A 21,397-nucleotide genomic window follows, 5' to 3' on the forward strand; every position below is an offset into this window, starting at 1 on the left:
CGAAGATGCCGAGGACCAGCAGCTTGACTCGCTTGTTCGTGGCGATCACCCGCAGGCGCCGTCGTAACTTGGTCACGTCGCGGGGCGGGTGTAGACCTCCTTCGGGATCGTGTAGGCGAGGTCGACCGCCGTCTCGATGGCTTCGTCGAGGTCCAGGTGGTGCTGGGCGACCAGGCCCGCCAGGTAGCCGGCGTCGATGCGGCGGGCCAGGTCGTGGCGGGCCGGGATCGAGGCGAACGCGCGGGTGTCGTCGACGAAGCCGGCCGTGTTGTAGAAGCCCGCCGTCTCCGTGACCGAGGCGCGGAAGCGGCGCAGGCCCTCGGGGCTGTCGAGGAACCACCACGGGGCGCCGAGGCGGACGGCGGGGTAGACGCCGGCGAGGGGGGCCAGCTCGCGGCTGTAGACCGTCTCGTCGACGGTGAACAGGATCAGGCGCAGCGCGGGGTGGCGGCCGAAGGACTGCAGCAGCGGGCGCAGCGAGCGGGTGAACTCGGCGGTGACGGGGATGTCGAAGCCGCGGTCCGGGCCGTACTGCTCGAACGCATCGGTGCTGTGATCGCGCAGGACGCCGGGGTGCAGCTGCATGACCAGGCCGTCCTCGCAGGACATGGCGGCCATCTGGTGGAGCATGTGGCCGGCGAACGCGCGGGCCTCCGCGGGGGTGACCTGGCCGGAGAGGGCGGCGGCGTAGATGCGGCGGGCCTCGGCCGGCGGCAGCGGGGTGGTGTCGGCGGACTCGTGGCCGTGGTCGGTGGCGAGGGCGCCCGCGGCGATGAAGGCCTGCCGCCGGGCGCGCAGCGCCGCCAGGTAGCCGTCGTAGTCGTCGGTGGGGACGTCGGCGCGCTTGGCGAGGGCGGCCACGTCGGCGGTCCACGTAGGACGGTCGAGGTGGACGAGGGCGTCGGGGCGGAAGGTGGGGATGACCCGGCCCTCCCAACCCGAGGCGGCCAGCCGGGCGTGGGCGTCGAGGTCGTCCAGCGGCGAGTCGGTGGTGGCGAGCACCTCGATGCCGAACCGTGCGAACAGGGCCCGCGGGCGGAACTCCGGCGAAGCGAGGCGCGATGACAGGGCGTCGTACAGCGCGTCGGCGGTGGCCGCGGACGGGACGACGGAGACGCCGAAGACCTCGACGAGCTCGTGGGTCAGCCAGTACCGCGACGGGGTGCCCCGGAAGAGCCGCCAGTTGGCGCAGAACGTCCGCCAGATCGCCCGCGGGTCGGTCGTCGCCGAGGGGCCCACGCCCAGCGCCTCCAGCGGTACACCCGCCGCATGCACCAACCGGGTCACGTAGTGGTCCGGGGTGATCAGCAGTGAGGCCGGGTCGCCGAACGGTGTGTCGTCGGCGAGGAGCGCGGCGTCGACGTGGCCGTGCATGCAGACCAGCGGCAGCGACCTGGTCGCGGCGTAGACGGTGCGGGCGAGCTCCCTGGTCGTGGGGTCCGGTGGCAGGGCCCGGTCGGGGTCGAGGTGGAGCTGCGGCACCGTGGTGACTCCTCAGAGGTAGATCCCACAAACGTTCTCATCACTGTGTGCGCACGAAATCGCCGCGTCAAGAGTGAGCGTGAGGAATCTCTTGACATCGACCTACAAACGATTTCATGCTTGCCGTCATCACGAGACCCAGGGAGCGTGCTCGATGCCGGTGACGATCAAGGACGTGGCCCGCGTGGCCGGCGTGTCGCCGTCGACGGTGAGCCGGGCACTGACCACACCCGCGCTCGTCCAGGCCGAGACCAGGTCCCGGGTCGAGCGGGCGGCCGCCGAGCTGGGCTACCAGCCCAACCGCGCGGCCCGCGGCCTGATCACCGGCCGCACCGGCAACATCGGGCTGATCGTGCCCGACCTCACCAACCCGTTCTTCCCGGGCGTCGTCAAGGGCGTGCAGAGCCGCGCCCGCGAGTCGGACTTCTCGGTCTTCCTCGCCGACACCGACGAGGACCCCAACGCCGAGGCCGGCCTGGTCAGGGCGCTGAGCAAGCAGGTCGACGGCATCGTGCTCTGCTCGCCGCGCATGACCGAGGAGGACCTGCGCTCGGTCACGGGCGAGACGCCGATCGTCATGCTCAACCGCCGGGTCGGCCAGATCCCGGCGATCACCATCGACAACGTCGACGGCATCCGGCAGGCCGTCGCGCACCTCGCCGCCCTCGGCCACCGGCGGATCGCCTACGTCGCCGGCCCGCGGGCGTCGTGGTCCAACCGGGAGCGGGCCAAGGCGCTGCGGGCGGTGACCGCGGCCGGCGACATCGAGCTCGTCGAGGTCGGCAACTTCGTGCCGCAGTTCGCCGGCGGCGTCGCGGCGGCTGACCTGGTGCTGGCGACCGGCGTCACCGCCGTCATCGCCTACAACGACCTGGTCGCGCTCGGCCTGCTGAACTGGTTCGCCACCCGCGGCGTCAAGGTGCCCGAGGCGATCAGCGTCATGGGCTTCGACGACATCGTGCTGTCCCAGATGGTCAGCCCGTCGCTCACCACCGTCGCCCAACCGCAGGAGCCGATCGGCCGCGCCGGCGTCGACATGCTGCTGCAGCTGCTCGAAAGCCCCGACCGCGCCGCCCTCGCCCGCCGTGAGCTCCCGTCACAGCTCATGGTCCGCCACTCGACAGGCCGCCCACCCGCGGCCAGCACCACCTGAGCCACGCCGCACGACACCCCCTGAAGCGTGCACCAGAAGGGAATCCCGCTATGTCCCTGACCCGCAGACACTTCGCCGCACTGCTCACCCTCACGCTCGTCGCCGGTTGCGGCGCCCCGGCGAAGAACACCCCGTCGGCCGCGTCCAGCGGCGACCTGCCGCTCAAGCCCGCGTCCCCCGTGACGCTCAACATCCTCGACGTCGCCGGCAACCTGCAGCTCACCCAGGGCATGATCGACGACTTCGTGTCCGCGCACGGCGACACGATCAGCAAGGTCACCTACTCCAAGGCGACCGCGCCCGAGCTCGCGCCGAAGGTCAAGGCGCAGCAGAACGCCGGACGGGTCGACATCGACCTCGTGCTCACCGGTGTCGACGGCCTCGCCGCCGGTGTGGACCAGGGGCTCTGGCAGCCGTTGCTTCCCACGTACGCCCAGCGCCTGTCCAACATGAACAGCTACCTGCCCGGCGCCGCCGCGATGCAGAAGCTCGCCGGGGACTTCGGCGTCACCGTCACCTACTACCCGTCGGGCCCGCTGATCGAGTACCTGCCGGACAAGGTGCCGAACCCGCCGAAGAGCGCCGACGAGCTCCTCGCGTACGCGAAGGCCAACCCGGGCGCCGTCCAGTACGCCCGCCCCGCGAACTCCGGGCCCGGCCGCACGTTCCTGATGGGCCTGCCGTACCTGCTCGGCGACAAGGACCCGAAGGACCCGGTCAACGGCTGGGAGAAGACCTGGGCGTACCTCACCGAGCTCAACAAGTACGTCGAGCTGTACCCGAGCTCGACCAGCGAGACGATGAAGTCCCTCGCGAACGGTTCCGCGAAGATCATCGCGACCACGACCGGCTGGGACATCAACCCGCGCGTCCTCGGCCAGGTGCCGAAGGACGCGAAGATCGGCTCGCTCAACGGCTTCCACTGGGTCACCGACGCGCACTACGCCGTCGTGCCGAAGGGCGTCTCCGCCGACAAGCAGGCCGCGATCCTGTTGCTGTTGCAGGACATGCTCAGCCCGAAGCAGCAGGCGAAGGCCTACGACAAGGGCTACTTCTACCCCGGCCCGGCGGTCAAGGACGTGCCGCTGTCGATGGCGCCCGCCGACAGCCAGAAGGCGATCACCGACTTCGGCCGCCCCGAGTACGACCAGCTCATCGCCGGCAACCCTCTGGAGGTCCCGCTCGACGCGAAGGCGCTCGTCGCCGCGTTCGACAAGTGGGACCGTGAGGTGGGCGGCGCGAAGGTGAAGAAGTGACCTTCAACCAGCTGCGGCTCGACGGCGTGACCCGGCGCTTCGGCGGCCAGGACGCGCTCGTCGACCTCAACCTGACGATCGAGCGGGGCGAGTTCATCGCCCTGCTCGGCCCGTCCGGCTGCGGCAAGTCGACCGCCCTCAACTGCCTCGCCGGCCTGCTGCCGCTCACCGCGGGCAGCATCTGGCAGGACGACACCCGCCTCGACACGCTGCTGCCGGAGAAGCGCGGCTTCGGCATGGTCTTCCAGAACTACGCCCTGTTCCCGCACCTGACGGTCGCGAAGAACATCGCGTTCGGGCTCCAGATGCGCCGCCTGCCCAGCGCCGAGATCCGCCGTCGCACCGATGAGGCGATCGCCCTGGTCCACCTGGAGCAGCAGGCGCGGAAGCTGCCCGGGCAGCTGTCCGGCGGGCAGCAGCAGCGGGTCGCGATCGCCCGCGCGGTCGTGCTGGAGCCGTCGCTGGTCCTGATGGACGAGCCACTGTCCAATCTGGACGCGAAGCTGCGGCTGGAGATGCGCACCGAGATCCGCCGCCTGCACCAGGCGCTCGGCCTCACCACCGTCTACGTGACACATGACCAGGAGGAGGCGCTGTCGATGGCCGACCGCCTGGTCGTGCTCCGCAACGGGCGCGTCCAGCAGGTCGGCACCCCGGAGCAGCTGCACACCCAGCCCGCGAACCGGCACGTCGCCGACTTCATGGGCTTCCGCAACCTGCTGCCGATGAAGGTCGTCCACACCGGACCGTCCACAGTGGTGGAGGGCGGCGGGTTGACGTTGCACGGCACCGCCGTCGGCGACCTGGCCATCGGGGATGCCGTTGTCGCCGGTGTACGACCGGAGTCGCTGCGGATCGCCGACGACGGGTTCCCCGCCACCGTCGAGGTGGTGGAGTACCAGGGCCGCGAGGTGGCCGTCGAGGTCGTGACGGAAGCCGGGCAGCGCCTGCACCTGCGCACCGGGACCCGGCCCGCGCCGGGCGACGACGTCCGCCTCGCGGTGGACCCGTCGGCGCTGCTCGTGTTCCCCGCCGGAGGGGAGAGCTGATGGCCAAGGTGGCGCTGCGGCACCGGCTCGCCGAGCGCGGCGTCGACCGGCAGCTGCTCCTGCTCGGCCCGGCGCTGCTGTTCGTCGTGACGCTGTTCGTCTACCCGTTCTTCTACGGCATCGGGCTGTCGTTCCAACCCGAAGAGGGTGGGCCGTTCGCGGCCTACACGTCGTTCTTCAGCGACGCGTACGAGCGCGGCACCCTCACCACCACGCTGTGGCTGTCGCTGCCGGTGGCGCTGCTCAACGTCGGCGCGTCGGTGCCGATCGCCTACCGGATGCGGGGCAGGTTCCGCGGCAAGCGGCTGCTCACCACGCTCCTCGTCGTGCCGATCACCCTCGGCACGGTCCTCACCGCGCAGGGGCTGCTCAACTTCCTCGGCCCCACCGGCTGGTTCAACCGCACCCTGATGGCGGCCGGGATCATCGACGACCCGGTCCGGCTCACCCACAACTACTGGGGCGTGTTCTTCTCCCTCGTCATCACCGGCTTCCCGTTCGCGTTCCTGCTGGTGCTGTCGTACCTGTCGGGCATCGACCCGACCCTGGAGAAGGCCGCCGCGACCCTCGGCGCCGGCTGGGCGCAGCGCTTCCGGCGGATCACCCTGCCGCTGCTCGCGCCGGGCCTGGCCACCACGTTCTGCCTGACGTTCGTGCTCGCGTTCAGCGTGTTCCCGTCCGCGGTCCTCGTCGGCGACCCCGCCGGTGACACCCGCGTCATCTCCATCGCCGCCTGGCACGCCGGCTACGAACAGTACGACTACCCGAAGGCGTCCGCGATCGCGGTCGTCATGGGCCTCGTCGAGCTCGCCGTCATCGCCGCCGTCCTCGGCTGGCGGTCGCTGCTGTACACCGGATCCACCGGAGGCAAGGGATGAGAATCACCGCGCGTCCTGCCGCCTGGCTCGTCTGGGGTGTCGTCGCGTTCTTCTTCGTCAACCTGTTCGGCCTCGTCGGCTCCGTCGTCGTCAGCTCGTTCGGGACCCAATGGTTCGACACGTGGCTGCCTTCCGGCTTCACCGGCCAGTGGTACGGCGAGGCGTGGCGCGACTTCGGGCTGCTGCCCGTCCTCGTCACCACCCTGGAGGTGTCCGCGCTCGTCGTCGGCATCTCCGTGCTCGTCGGCGTGCCCGCCTCCTACGTGCTGGCCCGCCGCGCGTTCCCCGGCCGGCGCGTCCTGTACCTGCTGTTCCTGCTGCCGATCCTGATGCCGCCGATCACGTACGGCATCCCCCTGGCGACCGTGCTCTACAAGTACGGGTTCGCCGGGCACATGACCGGGGTGGTGCTGGCGAACCTGGTGCCGTCGGTGCCGTTCGTCATCCTCACCATGACCCCGTTCATCGAGCAGATCGACCCCACCATCGAACGCGCCGCCCGCATGTGCGGCGCCGGCACCCGCCAGATCTTCACCCGCATCCTCGCCCCGCTGCTCGTCCCCGGCATCCTCGCCGCGTCGATCCTCGTCCTCGTCCGCACCGTCGGCATGTTCGAGCTGACGTTCCTGACCGCCGGGCCCGACTCGACCACGCTCGTCGTCGCGCTCTACAACTCGATGTCCGCCGCCGGCATCCGCGCGCAGCAGTCCGTGGACGGGATGGCCGTCATCTACACCGGCACGATGCTCGTGCTGCTCGTCCTGGCGCTGCGCCTGGTGAACCCGACCCAGCTCGTCGCCCGGGTCAAGGAGGAGGACGTCACATGAGGATCAGCGAGGCCCGGGTCATCGTCACCTGTCCCGACCGCAACTTCGTCACGCTGAAGATCGTCACCGACGAGGGCGTCACCGGCGTCGGCGACGCCACCCTCAACGGCCGCGAGCTCGCCGTCGCCAGCTACCTCACCGACCACGTGGTGCCGCAGCTCATCGGCCGCGACCCGACCCGTATCGAGGACACCTGGCAGTACCTGTACAAGGGCGCGTACTGGCGGCGCGGGCCCGTCACGATGAGCGCGATCGCCGCCGTCGACACCGCCCTGTGGGACATCCTCGGCAAGATCGCGGGGCTGCCGGTGTACAGGCTGATCGGCGGCCGCTCCCGCGAGGGCGTCACCGTCTACGGCCACGCCAACGGATCCACGGTGGACGACGTGCTGGTGGAGGTCGCCAGGTACGTCGACCTCGGCTACAAGGCCATCCGGGTGCAGACCGGCGTCCCCGGGCTCGCCAGCACCTACGGCGTCTCCGGCGACAAGATGTACTACGAGCCCGCCGACGCCACCCTGCCGACCGAGAACGTGTGGTCCACAGCGAAGTACCTGAAGCACACCCCGTCGGTGTTCGCCCGCGTCCGCGACGAGTTCGGCCCCGACGTCAGGCTGCTGCACGACGTGCACCACCGGCTCACCCCGATCGAGGCCGCCCGGCTCGGCAAGAGTTTGGAACCGTTCGACCTGACCTGGATCGAGGACCCCGTCCCCGCCGAGCTGCAGGACGGGTTCCGGCTCATCCGCCAGCACACCACCACCCCGATCGCCGTCGGCGAGGTGTTCAACACCGTCTGGGACTGCGAGCAGCTCATCCGCGAGCAGCTCATCGACTACATCCGCGCGACCGTCGTGCACGCCGGCGGGATCACCCACCTGCGGCGCATCTTCGACCTGGCGGCGCTGCACCACGTGCGGTCCGGCTCGCACGGCGCCACCGACCTGTCCCCGGTCTGCATGGCGGCCGCCCTGCACGTCGACGTCGCCATCCCGAACTTCGGGCTGCAGGAGTACATGCGGCACACGACCGCGACGGACGAGGTGTTCCCGCACGGGTACCACTTCGACGGCGGCTACCTGCACCCGTCCGAGGAGCCGGGGCTGGGCGTCGACATCGACGAGGAGCTCGCCGCGCGGTACCCGTACAAGCCGGCGTCGCTGCCGGTGAACCGTCTCGAAGACGGGACGATGCACAGTTGGTGACCCGCCTGTCGATGTCCGCCCTGCGGTCACTGCCCGCGTTGCCGTACGACCCGGCGGACGTGCGGGTCGGCATCGTGCACCTCGGCGTCGGCGCGTTCCACCGGGCGCACCAGGCCGTCTACACCGACGCCACCCTGGCCGCCGACCCGACCTGGGGGATCGCCGGCTTCACCCAGCGGTCCACGACCGTCCGGGACCAGCTCGCGCCGCAGGACTGCCTGTACACCGTCCTCGAACGGGGCGTCGGCGCCGGACCTCCGCGGATCATCGGCGCCCTGCGCGAGATCGGCCTGGCGTTCGAACTGGTGAACAGGATCGCCGACCCGGCCGTGCGCCTGGTGACCCTCACCGTGACCGAGAAGGGCTACCGGCCCGGCAACGCGGTCGAGCGGCTCGTCGCCGGCCTGGAGCTGCGCCGCCGCGCCGACGCCGGGCCGCTCAGCGTGCTGCCGTGCGACAACCTGCCCGCCAACGGCGCCACCCTGCGCCGGATCGTCCTCGCCCACGCCGCCACCCTGCCGGCCGGTGACCGGCTGGTCGAGTGGATCGGCTCCTCGGTCGCGTTCCCGTCGTGCATGGTGGACCGGATCGTCCCCGCGACCTCCGCCGCCGATCTCGCCGATGTACAGCGGATCCTCGGCGTCCGCGACGAAGGCACGGTCGTCGCGGAACCCTTCAGCCAGTGGGTCATCGAGGACACGTTCGCCGCCGGGCGGCCCGCGTGGGACGCCACGTTCACCACGGACGTCGCGCCGTACGAGGCGGCGAAGCTACGGCTGCTCAACGCGACCCACTCGCTGCTCGCGTACACCGGCGCCCTCGCCGGCCACGAGACGATCGCGTCGGCGCTGACCGACCCCGTCCTCGCCGACGCCGCGTGGCGGCTCATGACCGAGGACGCCGCGCCGACCCTGACCCTGCCGGACGGCTTCGACCTGCGCGGCTACCAGGAGTCGATCCTGCGCCGGTTCGCCGACCCGGCACTCGGCCACCGGACCGCCCAGGTCGCCGCCGACGGCTCGCTGAAGCTGCCGATCCGGCTGCTCGGCACCGCCCGCGACCGTCTCAGTTCGGGACACACTCCACAGTGGACCGCGCTCGCCGTCGCGGCGTGGATGGTGTACGTCGCCACCCGCCAACCCGTCGAGGACCCGCAGGCGGCGGCGCTGGCGGCCGCGGCGGCCGGCCGCTCCACCCCCGCCTCGCTCGTCGACGCGCTCCAGCCGTTCCTCGGGGAACCGCTCGGCACCACCTGGCGCGACCTGCTCGTCGAACAGGTCGCACGCCTGCGTTTCAACTGAACACGGCACCTCACCGCTGCCCCGCCCGGGGCGGCGCGTACCGCCATACGTCCCGTTCGGGAGTGAACAATGCCCAGGATCGTCACGTGGCTCGCCACGGCCGTCATGGTCGTGGCCGCCAACGTGATCGCGGCGCCCCACGCGTCCGCGGCCACGTACACCCCGCCCGCGCTCCGGCAGCGGGTCGACCTCAACTCCGGCTGGCGCTTCACCAAGGGCGACGTCGCCGGCGCCGAGGCCACCGCATTCAACGACAGCGGCTGGCAGCAGCTCAACGTCCCGCACACCTGGAACGCTCTTGACGGAGCGGACGGGGGCAACAACTACTACCGTGGTGTCGGCTGGTACCGCCGGCACTACACCGTCCCGGCGTCCTTCGCCGGCAAGATGCTGTTCCTGCAGTTCGCCGGCGCGAACCAGGTCGCCGACGTGTGGGTCAACGGCACCTACCTCGGCAAGCACTCCGGCGGCTACTCCCGCTTCCGCTTCGGCGCCACGTCGGCGTTCAAGGTGGGGCAGGACAACGTCATCGCGGTCAAGGTGAACAACGCCAACAACGCCGACATCCCGCCGCTGTCCGCGGACTTCACGTTCTACGGCGGTATCTACCGCAACGTCAGCCTGCAGGTCGTCGACCCCCTGGCCGTGCGGATGCTCGACTCCGCCGGCCCCGGCGTGTACCTGCGGCAGCGGTCCGTCACCGCGGCGTCGGCGACGGTCGACGTGACCACGAAACTGTTCAACAACTCCACGTCGAGCCGCTCCGTCGTCGTCCGCACGGTCGTCACCGACGCGGCGGGCAACATCGTCGCGGACCAGTCGCTGCCCGCCCGTACCGTCGCCGCGAACGCCGGCGTGGACGTCGTGCAGACCGTCACCATCGCCGACCCGCACCGGTGGGACGGGCTCGCCGACCCGTACATGTACAAGGCGAACGTCGAGATCCGCTCCGACGGCCAGGTCACCGACGTGGTCACCGAGCCCCTCGGCCTGCGCACCTTCGGCGTCGACCCCAACACCGGCTTCACCCTCAACGGTCACCCGTACGACCTGCACGGCGTGAACCTGCACCAGGACCGCGCCGGGGTCGGCTGGGCCGTCGACGACACCCAGCACACCCAGGACTTCGACCTGATCCGCGAGATCGGTGCGACCACCATCCGGATGGCGCACTACCAGCACGACCAGAAGGACTACAACCTCGCCGACGAACGCGGTCTCGTCGTCTGGGCGGAGATCCCGCTCGTCAACGACACCACCAACTCCGCCGGCTACACGGCGAACGCCCGCCAGCAGATGATCGAGCTGATCCGGCAGAACTACAACCACCCGTCGATCGTCTTCTGGGGCATCGGCAACGAGCAGCGGGTCGACAACGCCGCCACCAACGCCCTGCTGGACAGCCTCGCCGGCCTCGTGAACGCCGAGGACCCCGACCGGGTCTCCGTCTACGCCAGCTGCTGCGTCAGCGACACCGGCGCCGTCAACAACCACGCCGAGGCCAGCGGCTACAACAAGTACTTCGGCTGGTACAACGGCGGCTACAACGACCTCGGCGGGAACCTGGACGGCCTGCACGCCGCGAACCCGTCCCGCCGCATCGCCCTGTCCGAGTACGGCGCGGGCGCCAACACCACCCAGCACGCCCTCAACCCCGCCGCGCCCAGCCCCGGCGGCCAGTCCCACCCCGAGGAGTACCAGGCGCTGCTGCACGAGGCGTCCTGGAAGCAGCTCGACGCCCGCCCGTACGTGTGGGGCACGTACGTGTGGAACATGTTCGACTTCGCCGCCGACGCGCGCAACGAGGGCGGCCAGCCCGGCATCAACGACAAGGGTCTCGTCACCCGCGACCGGGTCACCCGCAAGGACGCCTTCTACTTCTACAAGGCGAACTGGTCGGCGGCGCCCACCCTGTACATCACCAGCCGCCGCTGGACCCAGCGCACCACCGCCGCGACCGAGCTGAAGGTGTACTCGAACGCGGCATCCGTCACCGCCACCCTCAACGGCGTCTCGCTCGGCTCCCGCACCAGCGCCGATCACATCTTCAAGTGGACCGGCGTGACCCTGCGCGCCGGCGCCAACACCGTCCAGGTCACCGCCACCATCAACGGCACCCCCGTCACCGACACCGTGACCTGGAACTTGAACTGAGCGCCACGGGCGGTCCTGTCCGATGTCGAGAACGTGTTGCCGGCTCCGTCCATGGGGTAGGAACAACCGGTACCGTCCGCATCAGAAAGGACCGCCCGACATGGCTGTCGCCGAAGACCTCGACCGCGCCACCGACTCGAAGTGGGACTGGGTCGCCGAGCACACCCGCAAGTACCTGGCCTCTGGCGGCACCGAAGGGCACGAGTCGAACGGCGTGCTCACCCTCGTGCTCGCCACGACCGGCCGCCGGACCGGCGAGCCACGCCGCAACTGCCTGATCTACGGCACCACGGGGGACGACTTCGTGGTCGTCGCCTCCAAGGGCGGCGCCGACGACGACCCGGCGTGGTTCAAGAACCTCGAGGCGGACCCGAGCGTCGGGGTGCAGGTCGGCACCCGCCGGTTCACCGCCCGCGCCCGCGTCGCGTCCCCGGCCGAGCGCGCCCCGCTCTGGACCCAGATGGCGGGCATCTTCCCGCTGTACGACGAGTACGCCCAGAAGACCGACCGCGAGATCCCGATCGTCCTGCTCACCCCGGTCGCCTAGTCGAGCTGGCGCAGGATCGACGGGTCGGTGATCTTGTGGTCGTCGGCCAGCAGCATGGCCTTCGACAGCACGATCGACAGCATGGCGTCGCCCTCGAAGGGGATGAAGCGCACCCCCGGGGTCTTGCCGGCGCCGGCCGGCACGATGCACAGGTAGCGGTCGTTCGGGGACATGAGGATGTTGCCGCTGCCGATGTGGATCCGGTACGTGTGGCGGCGGCCGTCGACGACGAGGTAGTGGCCGTCGAGCCGGGCCCGGTCGCGGATCTTCAGCCGCGGCAGCAGGTGCTCCAGGACCTGCCGGCGGACCTGGCCGTTGGCCGTCAGCTCGCCGAACGCGAACGCCTGCCAGTAGCCGAACCGAGCGTCGTCGGTGCGGTGGTCGGCCCAGGTCGGGTCGGTGGCGATGGAGGTGACCCCGACGAACAGGTCGACGTCGCGCATCGCCTCGCTGAAGACCCTTCCCGGGACCTCCGCCAGCGGGACGTCCTGCCGCGCCCGGCCACGCCCCCGCTCGAACCGGACCCGGTCGGTCGAGCAGAACTGCACGGGGTCGCCGCCGCCGTCGACGGCCTGCTCGTGGTGGAAGACGGCCGTCAGGCCGGCCGCGGGGAACTCCCGCTTCGCCTCGCCGTCGTAGCCGCCGTCCCAGCCGCCGAGGTAGTTGCTGCCCCACCGGCGCTCCTTCATGAGCGCGTAGGCCTGCTGGTACCGCAGGATGTGCGCCGCGAACCGGTTTGAGTAGAGGCGGGTCTCCTCCTCGGCGGGGGTCAGCAGGTACACCTCGCGGAATGCCTGCTTGAACGGCTGCGCCAGCTCGTGGTCGAGGATGTGCGCGCGCCAGGCGCGGACCTCCTCCGCATCGGCGTCCACCGGGTGCCACAGCCGCACCCGCGCCGCGTCGCCCGGTGTTTTCCCGCCGGGCAGGGTGAACCCGCCGTCCGCGTCCGGCAGGCCGGTGTACCGGTGTTCCCCGTCGCTGACCGTCCACAGCAGGCGGGTGGCGAGGCTGCCCGTGACCGGGTGCTCGGCGTACCGCTGCCGCCACACCGCAAAGGGCCAGTCGCGGTCCTCGACGAGCAGGTCCTCGAGGCGGGCGCGCTCGTCGGCGAGGGCCTTCTTCAGGTCGGCGGTGGCGCTGCGCACCTCCGCATCGGCCTTGTCCGCACCGTCGTCCCACGTCACGCGGACCCGGGCCCGCTCGTCGACCTCGATGAGCGCGGCTCCGATGCGCCGCTGCCGCCGCCGGTCGAGGCCGCAGTCGGGGATCGTCAGCTCGGTGAGCTCCGAGCGGCTGATCCCGGCGGCGGCAGCGGCCTCGTCCAGCGCGGCCGCGATCTGCTTGAGCTTCCCGCGGTGCCGGGTGCCGCGCTGCATCCGCACGAGCGCGGCGATCGCGTCGGCGTCGCCGCGCCGGCCCAGCACCGCGTAGCAGGCGTTGAGCGGCTTCGGCTCGTGCAGCGTCGGCTCCAGCGCCAGCACGACGTGCACCAGCCACTCCTCGCCGGACACCTGCGCCGCCCACAGCAGCCCCCGCACCAGGTCGGCGTTGTCCCGGCTGAGCCGCAGGTGGAACGTCGCGTGGTCCTGCTTAACCGGCTCGGGTCGGCAGGTGTGGGCCAGATGCAGCACCCGGTGCAGCAGATCGAGCAGCCCGGCCCGGCCGTCCAGCAACTCGGCGGCGCGCTGCACCCACGCCTTCGTCGGCCGCGGGCCGGACGTCAGGGTCAGCGCGTGATCGAGCAGCGCACCGAAGGCGTCGATGTCGGCCGGCGGCACATTGAGCCGCTCGACCACCGCCCGGCTCCAGCCGTCCCCGATCTGGAGCCGCCCGGCGAGGACAGGCACACCGTCGCCGGCCGTGTCCGCGAGCAGCGCCAGCCGCCGCAGCAGCTGCGACCGCTCGCCCGAGCTGCCCTCGTTGGTGCCCATGACCAGTTCCTGCGCCTGCCGGAAGCACTCCACGAGGCCACCCCGGTCGGCCGGGTCCAGCTCTTCGGCCGCGCCGATGGCGACCCGCAACACGGTCACCTTCAACGACGCCGGACGGGCGAAGCCGAACAGCAGCTCGACGTCGCCCGCCGTCCACGCCGCCCGCCGGCTCTCCAGCGCCGGAAAGATGCGCGCCGCTGGCCACGGCCCCCAGGAGTGATACCTCGACACCCGCTCGGCGAGCGCGACGGTGACCGCGCGGACCTGCTCGTCATCGAGGTCCGGCACCACCAGCCGCCGGAACTGCTCTGCGGCCTCGGCGTCCAGTCTGTCCGGAAGCACCTGCGCGGCCCGGGCCTGGTGTCCGGCGAGGGCTTCGGCGGCGGTCATCCGCCGACCAGCTGCACGAGGCGGATGAACACCACGCGGGACGCCTCGTCGAGCGTCAGCTCCTCGTCGAGATCCTCCACCTGCCGGTCCCCGACGAGCACGAAGAACCCGTTCCGCTCGAAGGCGGCCTCCGCCGCGTCCGCCTGCCGCTCCCAGTCGATCCGCGCCGGCGTGGGCATCAGGTACCCGTTGAGATCCGCCTCGGCCGCCGTCGGCCGGACCAGCCCGTGGAACCGCTCGACCGGCCGCGCGTTGTACCGCGCGACCTCCTCCCGCACCCGCAGCCGGATCAGCTCCCGCAGCCGCACCGGCCCGGCAACATCCAGCTCCAGCGCCCCGACGACCCGCCCGCCGGCCGTCTCGTCATGGATCATCACCCGCACGGCCGGAGCCTAGGCCACCCCGCCGACCCCTGTCACGACCCGCCCGCGCCCCCATCCCGATCAGCGAGCAGCGCCCGGCAGCAGCAGCCCCTCGACGCCCGCCGCGACGGCAACCGCTTGGCCCGTAACTCCTCATCGGTGCCACCCCATGCCGGCGCGGTCGCCGCGTTGCCCAGCATCTCCAGCCGCCGGGCCCGCAGCGGCAACCGCGGATCGAAGAAGCCGGACACCCGCACCCCGGCGGACCGCGCATCGGCGAGCACCGCAACGATCACCGGGACCAACTGCACGGTCGCCGGACGCGGCTGCCCGCACGTCAAGCCCGTCCTCTCCAGGAAGTCGATCGCGAGAAAGCGCTGGTCCGGGTCGACATGCCAGAGATCACGCACCATCTGCGGCACTGCGGGCACCGGCCCGATGTGATCGCCGAGCCGGCCACCGTCGACGCCGCCCCAGTCGACCACGGCAAGCAACGCCTCGAAACGTTCCAACCGGTGCCCCCGTCCACGCTTCCCCGCTGAGCCTGGCACGTCAGGGCGGGTGGTGGGGGCAGGGGTGGGACATATCCGTCGGCATGCGGGCGTCGGTGGAGGGGCTTGCCGGGTTGCGACCCCGTTCCGGATCACGTCGCGGGCCTTCGCCGGCGTCCACGACGTGCGCCGCGACGCGGACACCGTCACGGCCGGCGACGACCTGCTCGCCGCCCGGCAGCGCCGAGCAAGCAGCGGCGACGAACCGGTACACGATCCCGAAGGAGGTCTACACCCGCCCCGCGACGTGACCAAGTACGATGACGCATGCGGGTGATCGCCACGAACAAGCGAGTCAAGGTGCTGGTCCTCGGCATCTTCGCACTGCTGCTCGGCGGCGTCGGCACCGCGGGTGCGGCCATCACGACGGTGCCGGCCTGGCGGGCGGCACAGGGCGCCGGGGTGACGGGCACCTTCACCCTCACCGACCCCCGGCCCTGCGACCGCTGGGATCCACCACGGCAACGATGCGGATGGGTCGGCGACTTCGTCAGCGACGACGGCACCGTGGTGCGCCGGGACACGGGGTTGTCCGGAGGACTGCCGCCCGGCGCCAAGGTCGGGGACACGCTCCCCGCCCGCGACACCGGAAGCCCAACCGTGATCTATCCGCTGGCCGGCGCCCAGAGCTGGAAGGACGACGCCATGACCCTCGCCATTTCCGTGGCCATCTTCGTCCTCGGCCTCGTCCTCACCCGGCCCTGGTGCTGGTGCTGGTCCTGGTGGCGCCGCCTACGGCAGCTCAAGGCGCGAGGCCAGGAACCATCGGGGGCATCCGTCTGAGTGCGCTCGTCGCCGGGCACCGCGGCCGGCGCAGGGCTGGGACACATTGTCACGGCCGGTGACGACCTGCTCGCCGCCCGCCGGCGCTGACCGGTCAGCGGCGACGAACCAACCCGGCCCGGTCAAGGCGTCGTCAGGTCGTCATCAGCAGCAGGGCGGCCACGGCCAGGGCGCCGAGGGCGAGCTCCGCCAGGGTCAGGATCAGCACCACGCGGCGCCTCGTCCACCAGGAGACGGAGAGCACGACCATCGGGGCGATGAGGACGTAGGAGAACGTCGTCCAGTGCGCGACGCGCAGCGCGCGGGACTGCTCGGGGGTCGGGTCGACGTTGGAGTCGGGACCGATCTGGCCGATGGCGTAGAGCCAGATCATCGGGCTCAGCAGCCACAGCAGCATGAGCGCGAGCAGCAGCATGGACAGGGGTGCCCGGCGCCAGGTGAATGGCGCCGGGGCGGGCCGGGCGGTCATGCCGGTCAAGGTAGCCGCGGCGATCAAGTGCGCCGCCGGAGCGGTTCAGCGGCGGCTGACGGCCGAAGCCGCGGGTGGCCGCATGCGGTTCCACCACTGGGACAGCGCGACGGCGAGCAGGACCAGCAGGGCGCCGGCGAGGGCGAACCACGACGTCAGCTCGGTCTTCTTGCGCTGGAGGGTGACCTGGCTGGGCAGGTCGCGGAGCACGTCGCCGAGGGCTTCGGCGTCCTCGGCCTTGAAGTACTTGCCGCCGGTGGTCTCGGCGACCTTCGTGAGGGTGCCCTCGTCCATGTCCTGGAAGCGGCCGCGGCCGCCGAACTGGCCGCCGGGGCCGGGGCCGCCGCGGAACTGGCCGCCGCCGCTGCTGATCTGGTCGCTGGAGCAGACCATCGGGGAGGGGACGGAGGTGCCGAAGCCGATCGTGTAGACGCGCAGGCGGCGGGCCTCGGCGGCGGCCGCGGCGGTCATCGGGTCGACGCCGTCGGTGTTGCGGCCGTCGGTGAGCACGACGATGGTGTCGGGCTCGTACTCGCCGGTGGCGACGCCGTCGTCGGGGACCTCGACGCCGGTCGGTGGGACGTCGGGGTTGATCTCGGCGATGGCGTCGATGGAGGTGAGGATGGCCAGGCCGATCGCGGTGCCGCGGGCGGTGCGCAAGCCGTCGATGGCGTCGAGGAGCTGCCTGGTGTCGGTGGTCGGCGGCACGATCAGCCCGGCGATGCCGGAGAACGCGACCAGGCCGATCTTCTGGTTGCCGTCGTGCTCCTTGATGAACTCCCGGGCGGCCTTCTGCGCGGCGGTGAGCCGGTTGGGTGAGACGTCGGTGGAGCACATCGAGCCGGACACGTCCATCGCCAGGATGATCGTCGCGGCGCTGTCCGGCACGACGACGGACGCCTCCGGCCGGGCGGCGGCGGTGCCGGTGACGAGCAGTCCGGCGGCGAAGAGCCACAGCGGGATCCGGCGTTTCCATGATGTACGGCCGGGCAGCGCCGCCCGGATCAGCCCCACGCTCGGCAGCCGGACCGCGGCGCGGCGGCGACGGCGGCGGGTCCACCAGCGGACCGCGAGGAGCAGCGGAAACGCCAGCAGCGCGACGAGGGCCCACGGCCAGTGCAGCGACATCAGAGGATCCGTCCGAACCAGGTGGTCATCAGTACTCCCCCGATGGTGAGCAGCAGCACGGCGAGCGCCGCGGCGGCACCGGTCAGCTCGACCGGCTTCGTCTGCACGGTGAGCCGGAGGTCCAGCGACTCGTACACGTCGTGGAGGGCCTCGGCGTTCTCGGCGCGGTGGTAGCTGCCGGTGGTGGTCTTCGCGACCTCGGTGAGCAGCTCCTCGTCCAGGGATGTCGCGACCTGGAAGCCGTCGACCTCGACGGTGGTGCCGTCGACGGTGCCGACGCCCACGGTCTCGATGTGGACGCCCGCGGTCGCGGCGAGCTGGGCGGCGGCGACGGCGTCGGGTCCGCCGGTGTTCTCGCCGTCGGAGAGCAGCACGATGGTGGCGTTGCCCCAGTACCCGAGGTCCGGCGCGGGCTGGCCGTCCTCCGGGAGGGTGGCGGGCTTGCCGGCGATGACCGTGAGGGAGGCGAGGATCGCCTGGCCGAGGGAGGTGCCGCCGTTGACCCGGAGGCGTTTGATGGCGGCGGTCGTCGCGGCCCGGTCCTCGGACGGCTGCTGGGTGGTGAGCGCGCCCTCGTCGAACGCGACGACGCCGATGCTGACGCTGTCGGGCTGCGCGTCGGCGAACTCGATCGCGGCGGCCTGGGCGGCGGCGAGCCTGGTGGGTGCGACGTCGTCGGCGCCCATGCTGTTGGACACGTCGAACGCGAGGATCACGGTCCCGGCGGCGCGGGCCACCGGCAGCTCGGCCTGGGGGCGGGCGACGGAGAGCAGCAGCAGGGTCAGCGCGACGAGAAACAGCACGGGCGGCAGGTGGCGGCGGAGCCCGTCCTTCTTCGCCATGGCAAGTCCAGCCGAAGAGAGCGCGAGGCTGCGCTGCCGCTGCAGCCACCAGTACGCCACGAACACCGCAAGAGCGACAACCACTCCGGCAACCAGCAGCCAAGGGTTCTGGAAGCTCATGCCGACGCCTCCGCTGCGCTCCGGCATCGGCCTGAGCTCCACCCTGCACCCATGATTCGCGGGTCCTCGCTCCGCTGCGGCCCGCTCATGAGCGGCGCCGCTTCGACCAGCGGACCATGTCGACCAGGGCGAGGAGCGGGTCCTGGTCGGTGGTGACGAGGTGCGGGGTCACGCGCGCCCGGCGCATCGCCGCCGCGACCGCGGCCTCGCGGCCGTCGACCTGCTCGCGCAGCCGCTGCTGGAAGAGCGGGTCGCTGGTGTCGACGAGGACCTGCTCCCCGGTCTCGGCGTCCTCGACGAGGACCAGGCCGAGGTCGGGCAGGTCCAGCTCCATCGGGTCGACGACCCGGATCGCGACGACCTCGTGCCGGTGGGTGAGCCGCGTCAGCGACGACTCCCAGTTGACGGCGTCGCCGCTGATGAAGTCGGAGATGACGAAGACCAGGGACCGGCGGCGGGCCTGCGACGCGGCGAGGCGCAACATCCCGTCGACGTCGGTGGCGGCGCCCGGTTTGTCCCCGACGGCCGAAGCAGCCCGGGAGATCTCGTGGGCCAGCCGCAGGACGTGGTTGCGGCCGGTGCGCGGCGGGACGACCCGCTGCAGCCCGTTGTCGTAGAGGACGGCGCCGATCCGGTTGCCTCCATTCGTGAAGAGCCGCGCGAGGCAGACCGCCAGCTCGGTGAGCAGGCCGTCCTTGCCGCCGGAGGTGCCGAAGCGCATCGAGGCCGACAGGTCGAGGACCAGCCAGGCGGTGAGCTCGCGGTCCTCGGTGTACTGGCGCACGTAGGGCTCGTCCAGGCGCGCCGTGACGTTCCAGTCGATGTGGCGGACGTCGTCCTCGTGCGTGTACTCACGCAGGTCGGCGAAGTCGATGCCGGAACCGCGGAAGACCGTGCGGTAGGAGCCCAGCAACTGCCCGTCGAGTCTTCGGATCACCTGCCACTCCAGGCGCCGCAGCAGCCGGTCGGGTGCGCTCGTCACGGTCAGCGGCTTCCGCTGCGCACCGGCGCCGGCACCGGCAGCGCCGCCATGACCCGGGTGAGGATCGTGTCGGCGGTGATGTCGTCGGACAGCGCCTCGTAGGACAGCACGAGCCGGTGCCGGAACACGTCGAGGGCGAGCTCGGTCAGGTCGCGTGGGATGACGTAGTCGCGGCCGCGGATGAACGCGAGGGCGCGCGCGGCGAGGACCAGGTTGATCGAGGCGCGCGGGCTGGCGCCGAAGCTGATGTACCGCGCGAGGTCGCCCTGCCCGACCTCCTCGGGCCGGCGGGTCGCGTTGGCGAGGCGGACGGAGTACTCGATGAGCGCCGGGTCGACGTAGACCTGCTCGACCTCGCCCTGCATCTCGATCAGCCGGGTGGGGTCGACGATCGCCTGCAGCAGCGGCGCCGGGGAGATGGCCCGCTCGACGATGACGAACTCCTCCGTCGGGCTCGGGTAGCCGACGACGACCTTCATCATGAACCGGTCGACCTGCGCCTCGGGCAGCGGATACGTGCCCTCGGACTCGATCGGGTTCTGGGTGGCCATGACCAGGAACGGCCGCGGGATGTGGTGCGTCTCCCGGCCGATCGTCACCTGCTGCTCCTGCATGACCTCCAGCAGCGCGCTCTGCACCTTCGCCGGCGCCCGGTTGATCTCGTCGGCGAGCAGCAGGTTGGTGAACACGGGTCCGAGCGACACCTGGAACTGGCCGCTGACCTGGTGGTACACGCGGGTGCCGACGATGTCGGCGGGCACCAGGTCGGGGGTGAACTGGACGCGGTGGAACTGCCCGCCGATCGCCGACGCGAGCGCCTTCACGGCGAGGGTCTTGGCCAGGCCGGGGACGCCCTCGACGAGGATGTGCCCGCGCGACAGCAGGGCGACCATGAGCCGCTCCAGGAGCGCGTCCTGCCCGACGATGGTCTTCTTGACCTCGTACAGGACCTGCTCGACCGCGCTGGTGATGCCGCTTTCGGATGGTGTGTCCACGTATCGTCCTTACGTCTGCGAGCGGGTGCTTACTGCTGTGGTGCCTGGTCTCCGCCACCCGCGCCGAGGGCGGCGCCGATCGGCACGGCGAAGCCGACGCCGACGAACGTGCCGGCGGAGGTCGGGTTGGCGAGGGCCACGACGATCGCGATCGTCTCGCCCTTGGCGTTGAGGAGCGGGCCGCCGGAGCTGCCGGGGTTCACGGCCGCGTCGAACTGGATGAGGCCGGTGAGCTTGGTGCCGTCTGGGTTGGTCGCGGTGCGTTGCAGGCCGGACACGACGCCGGCGGTGGCGCTGCTGGTGAGCCCGAGCTGGTTGCCGATCGCGATGACGGTGTTGCCGACGGCGAGCCGCTCGGAGTTGCCGATGACGGCGGGGACCAGCACGTCCGGCAGCCCTTCGGGGGCGAGCGCGGCGATGTCGAGGGCCGGGTCGGACTGGGCGACCTTCGCCGGGGTCTTGGTGCCGTCGGCGAAGATGACCTGGATGCCGGCGGCGCCCTCGACGACGTGGAACGCGGTCAGGATGATCCCCTGCGCACTGGCGACGACGCCGGTGCCGGTCGCGGTGACGGCCTCGCCGTTCATGGCCTGGATGGTGACGACCGACGGGGCGACGGCCGCGTAGACCTGCGCGATCGTGGGCGGCCCGGACGCCGACGGCGAGGGCGACGCCGACGGGCGCGGCTTCGCCGTCTCGGCTCCGCCGCCGCCGGCCTGGAACGCGACGTAAGCGGTCAATGCCAGCGCGAGCAGGACCACGGCGGCGAGCAGCACGTTCCTGCGGGGGGCGGGCAGCTTCGGCCACTGCCGGGGCGGGCGCGGCGGGGCGTCGTCACCCTGGGCGAGGACGTCGCCCTGGGCCGGGACATCGAACTCGACCTCAAGGTCGCGTGGTGCCTCCTCGCGGCGCATGCAACCAACGTAACGGTGCTTCCTGGGAGCCAGGTAAGAACTTTCTGCCAAATCAAATTCTCATCCGGCAATCACCGG

At 71.4% G+C, this 21,397-nt stretch carries 20 protein-coding genes; 10 read left to right on the forward strand and 10 right to left on the reverse strand.

What is annotated here, in order from left to right; translation table 11 throughout:
• Positions 1-72: 72 nt before the first annotated feature.
• A complete protein-coding gene (gene uxaC / locus ACQEVZ_RS50400) occupies positions 73-1,482 on the reverse strand; it encodes a glucuronate isomerase (protein ID WP_433382312.1) in 1,410 nt (469 codons plus the stop codon).
• 154 nt (positions 1,483-1,636) lie between these two features.
• Here uxaC and ACQEVZ_RS50405 point away from each other — a divergent pair, with 154 nt between their 5' ends.
• The 9 genes from ACQEVZ_RS50405 to ACQEVZ_RS50445 all read left to right on the forward strand — a co-directional run bounded on the left by ACQEVZ_RS50405 (position 1,637) and on the right by ACQEVZ_RS50445 (position 11,852).
• On the forward strand, positions 1,637-2,635 hold the full coding sequence (locus ACQEVZ_RS50405) for a LacI family DNA-binding transcriptional regulator (protein ID WP_433382315.1): 999 nt from the start codon (positions 1,637-1,639) through the stop codon (positions 2,633-2,635).
• Between the two features lie 50 nt (positions 2,636-2,685).
• Positions 2,686-3,891, forward strand: coding sequence for an extracellular solute-binding protein (locus ACQEVZ_RS50410; RefSeq protein WP_433382318.1), 1,206 nt, complete (start codon positions 2,686-2,688; stop codon positions 3,889-3,891).
• A complete protein-coding gene (locus ACQEVZ_RS50415) occupies positions 3,888-4,940 on the forward strand; it encodes an ABC transporter ATP-binding protein (RefSeq protein WP_433382321.1) in 1,053 nt (350 codons plus the stop codon). Before ACQEVZ_RS50410 ends, ACQEVZ_RS50415 begins: the two co-directional genes overlap by 4 nt.
• Positions 4,940-5,818: an ABC transporter permease gene (locus ACQEVZ_RS50420; protein ID WP_344499326.1), complete on the forward strand. Its 879-nt coding sequence runs from the start codon at positions 4,940-4,942 to the stop codon at positions 5,816-5,818. The genes ACQEVZ_RS50415 and ACQEVZ_RS50420 overlap by 1 nt, the downstream gene beginning before the upstream one ends.
• On the forward strand, positions 5,815-6,645 hold the full coding sequence (locus tag ACQEVZ_RS50425; protein WP_433382325.1) for an ABC transporter permease: 831 nt from the start codon (positions 5,815-5,817) through the stop codon (positions 6,643-6,645). The genes ACQEVZ_RS50420 and ACQEVZ_RS50425 overlap by 4 nt, the downstream gene beginning before the upstream one ends.
• Entirely contained in the window at positions 6,642-7,850 is a 1,209-nt protein-coding gene (manD, locus tag ACQEVZ_RS50430; RefSeq protein WP_433382328.1) for a D-mannonate dehydratase ManD, read from the forward strand. The genes ACQEVZ_RS50425 and manD overlap by 4 nt, the downstream gene beginning before the upstream one ends.
• Entirely contained in the window at positions 7,847-9,151 is a 1,305-nt protein-coding gene (locus tag ACQEVZ_RS50435) for a mannitol dehydrogenase family protein (protein WP_433382331.1), read from the forward strand. The genes manD and ACQEVZ_RS50435 overlap by 4 nt, the downstream gene beginning before the upstream one ends.
• Before the next feature lie 69 nt (positions 9,152-9,220).
• Positions 9,221-11,305 (forward strand): glycoside hydrolase family 2 TIM barrel-domain containing protein, encoded by a 2,085-nt coding sequence (locus tag ACQEVZ_RS50440; RefSeq protein ID WP_433382334.1) that lies wholly within the window; start codon positions 9,221-9,223, stop codon positions 11,303-11,305.
• A 100-nt stretch (positions 11,306-11,405) separates the two neighbouring features.
• Positions 11,406-11,852: a nitroreductase family deazaflavin-dependent oxidoreductase gene (locus ACQEVZ_RS50445; protein ID WP_360561122.1), complete on the forward strand. Its 447-nt coding sequence runs from the start codon at positions 11,406-11,408 to the stop codon at positions 11,850-11,852.
• Here ACQEVZ_RS50445 and ACQEVZ_RS50450 read toward each other — a convergent pair.
• The 3 genes from ACQEVZ_RS50450 to ACQEVZ_RS50460 are packed head-to-tail and all read right to left on the reverse strand — an operon-like array spanning position 11,849 to position 15,047.
• Positions 11,849-14,173, reverse strand: coding sequence for a DUF4132 domain-containing protein (locus ACQEVZ_RS50450; RefSeq protein ID WP_433382338.1), 2,325 nt, complete (start codon positions 14,171-14,173; stop codon positions 11,849-11,851). The genes ACQEVZ_RS50445 and ACQEVZ_RS50450 overlap by 4 nt on opposite strands.
• On the reverse strand, positions 14,170-14,547 hold the full coding sequence (locus ACQEVZ_RS50455) for a hypothetical protein (protein ID WP_344500699.1): 378 nt from the start codon (positions 14,545-14,547) through the stop codon (positions 14,170-14,172). The genes ACQEVZ_RS50450 and ACQEVZ_RS50455 overlap by 4 nt, the downstream gene beginning before the upstream one ends.
• A 41-nt stretch (positions 14,548-14,588) precedes the next feature.
• On the reverse strand, positions 14,589-15,047 hold the full coding sequence (locus ACQEVZ_RS50460; protein WP_433382341.1) for a hypothetical protein: 459 nt from the start codon (positions 15,045-15,047) through the stop codon (positions 14,589-14,591).
• A gap of 306 nt (positions 15,048-15,353) precedes the next feature.
• Between ACQEVZ_RS50460 and ACQEVZ_RS50465 the strand changes: the two genes are divergently transcribed.
• Complete coding sequence (locus ACQEVZ_RS50465) at positions 15,354-15,869, forward strand: hypothetical protein (protein WP_433382344.1); 516 nt, start codon at positions 15,354-15,356, stop codon at positions 15,867-15,869.
• A gap of 133 nt (positions 15,870-16,002) precedes the next feature.
• Here ACQEVZ_RS50465 and ACQEVZ_RS50470 read toward each other — a convergent pair whose 3' ends face one another.
• The 6 genes from ACQEVZ_RS50470 to ACQEVZ_RS50495 all read right to left on the reverse strand — a co-directional run bounded on the left by ACQEVZ_RS50470 (position 16,003) and on the right by ACQEVZ_RS50495 (position 21,319).
• A complete protein-coding gene (locus ACQEVZ_RS50470) occupies positions 16,003-16,338 on the reverse strand; it encodes a hypothetical protein (protein ID WP_433382347.1) in 336 nt (111 codons plus the stop codon).
• Positions 16,339-16,383: 45 nt separating this feature from the next.
• Positions 16,384-17,466 (reverse strand): vWA domain-containing protein, encoded by a 1,083-nt coding sequence (locus tag ACQEVZ_RS50475; protein ID WP_433382350.1) that lies wholly within the window; start codon positions 17,464-17,466, stop codon positions 16,384-16,386.
• Positions 17,466-18,428 carry a VWA domain-containing protein gene (locus ACQEVZ_RS50480; RefSeq protein ID WP_433382353.1) on the reverse strand — a complete coding sequence of 321 codons (963 nt, stop codon included), beginning with the start codon at positions 18,426-18,428 and terminating at the stop codon, positions 17,466-17,468. Before ACQEVZ_RS50480 ends, ACQEVZ_RS50475 begins: the two co-directional genes overlap by 1 nt.
• An 85-nt stretch (positions 18,429-18,513) precedes the next feature.
• Positions 18,514-19,410 carry a DUF58 domain-containing protein gene (locus ACQEVZ_RS50485; RefSeq protein ID WP_354896444.1) on the reverse strand — a complete coding sequence of 299 codons (897 nt, stop codon included), beginning with the start codon at positions 19,408-19,410 and terminating at the stop codon, positions 18,514-18,516.
• 2 nt (positions 19,411-19,412) lie between these two features.
• The gene (locus ACQEVZ_RS50490; RefSeq protein WP_344499303.1) at positions 19,413-20,405 is read right to left on the reverse strand and encodes an AAA family ATPase; all 993 of its coding nucleotides are present in this window, start codon (positions 20,403-20,405) and stop codon (positions 19,413-19,415) included.
• A 29-nt stretch (positions 20,406-20,434) separates the two neighbouring features.
• Positions 20,435-21,319 carry a S1C family serine protease gene (locus ACQEVZ_RS50495; protein WP_344499301.1) on the reverse strand — a complete coding sequence of 295 codons (885 nt, stop codon included), beginning with the start codon at positions 21,317-21,319 and terminating at the stop codon, positions 20,435-20,437.
• Between the last annotated feature and the right edge of the window lie 78 nt (positions 21,320-21,397).

Origin of the sequence: Dactylosporangium sp. CA-152071 (genome assembly GCF_050936335.1) — a bacterium.
Lineage (GTDB): Bacteria > Actinomycetota > Actinomycetes > Mycobacteriales > Micromonosporaceae > Dactylosporangium > Dactylosporangium maewongense.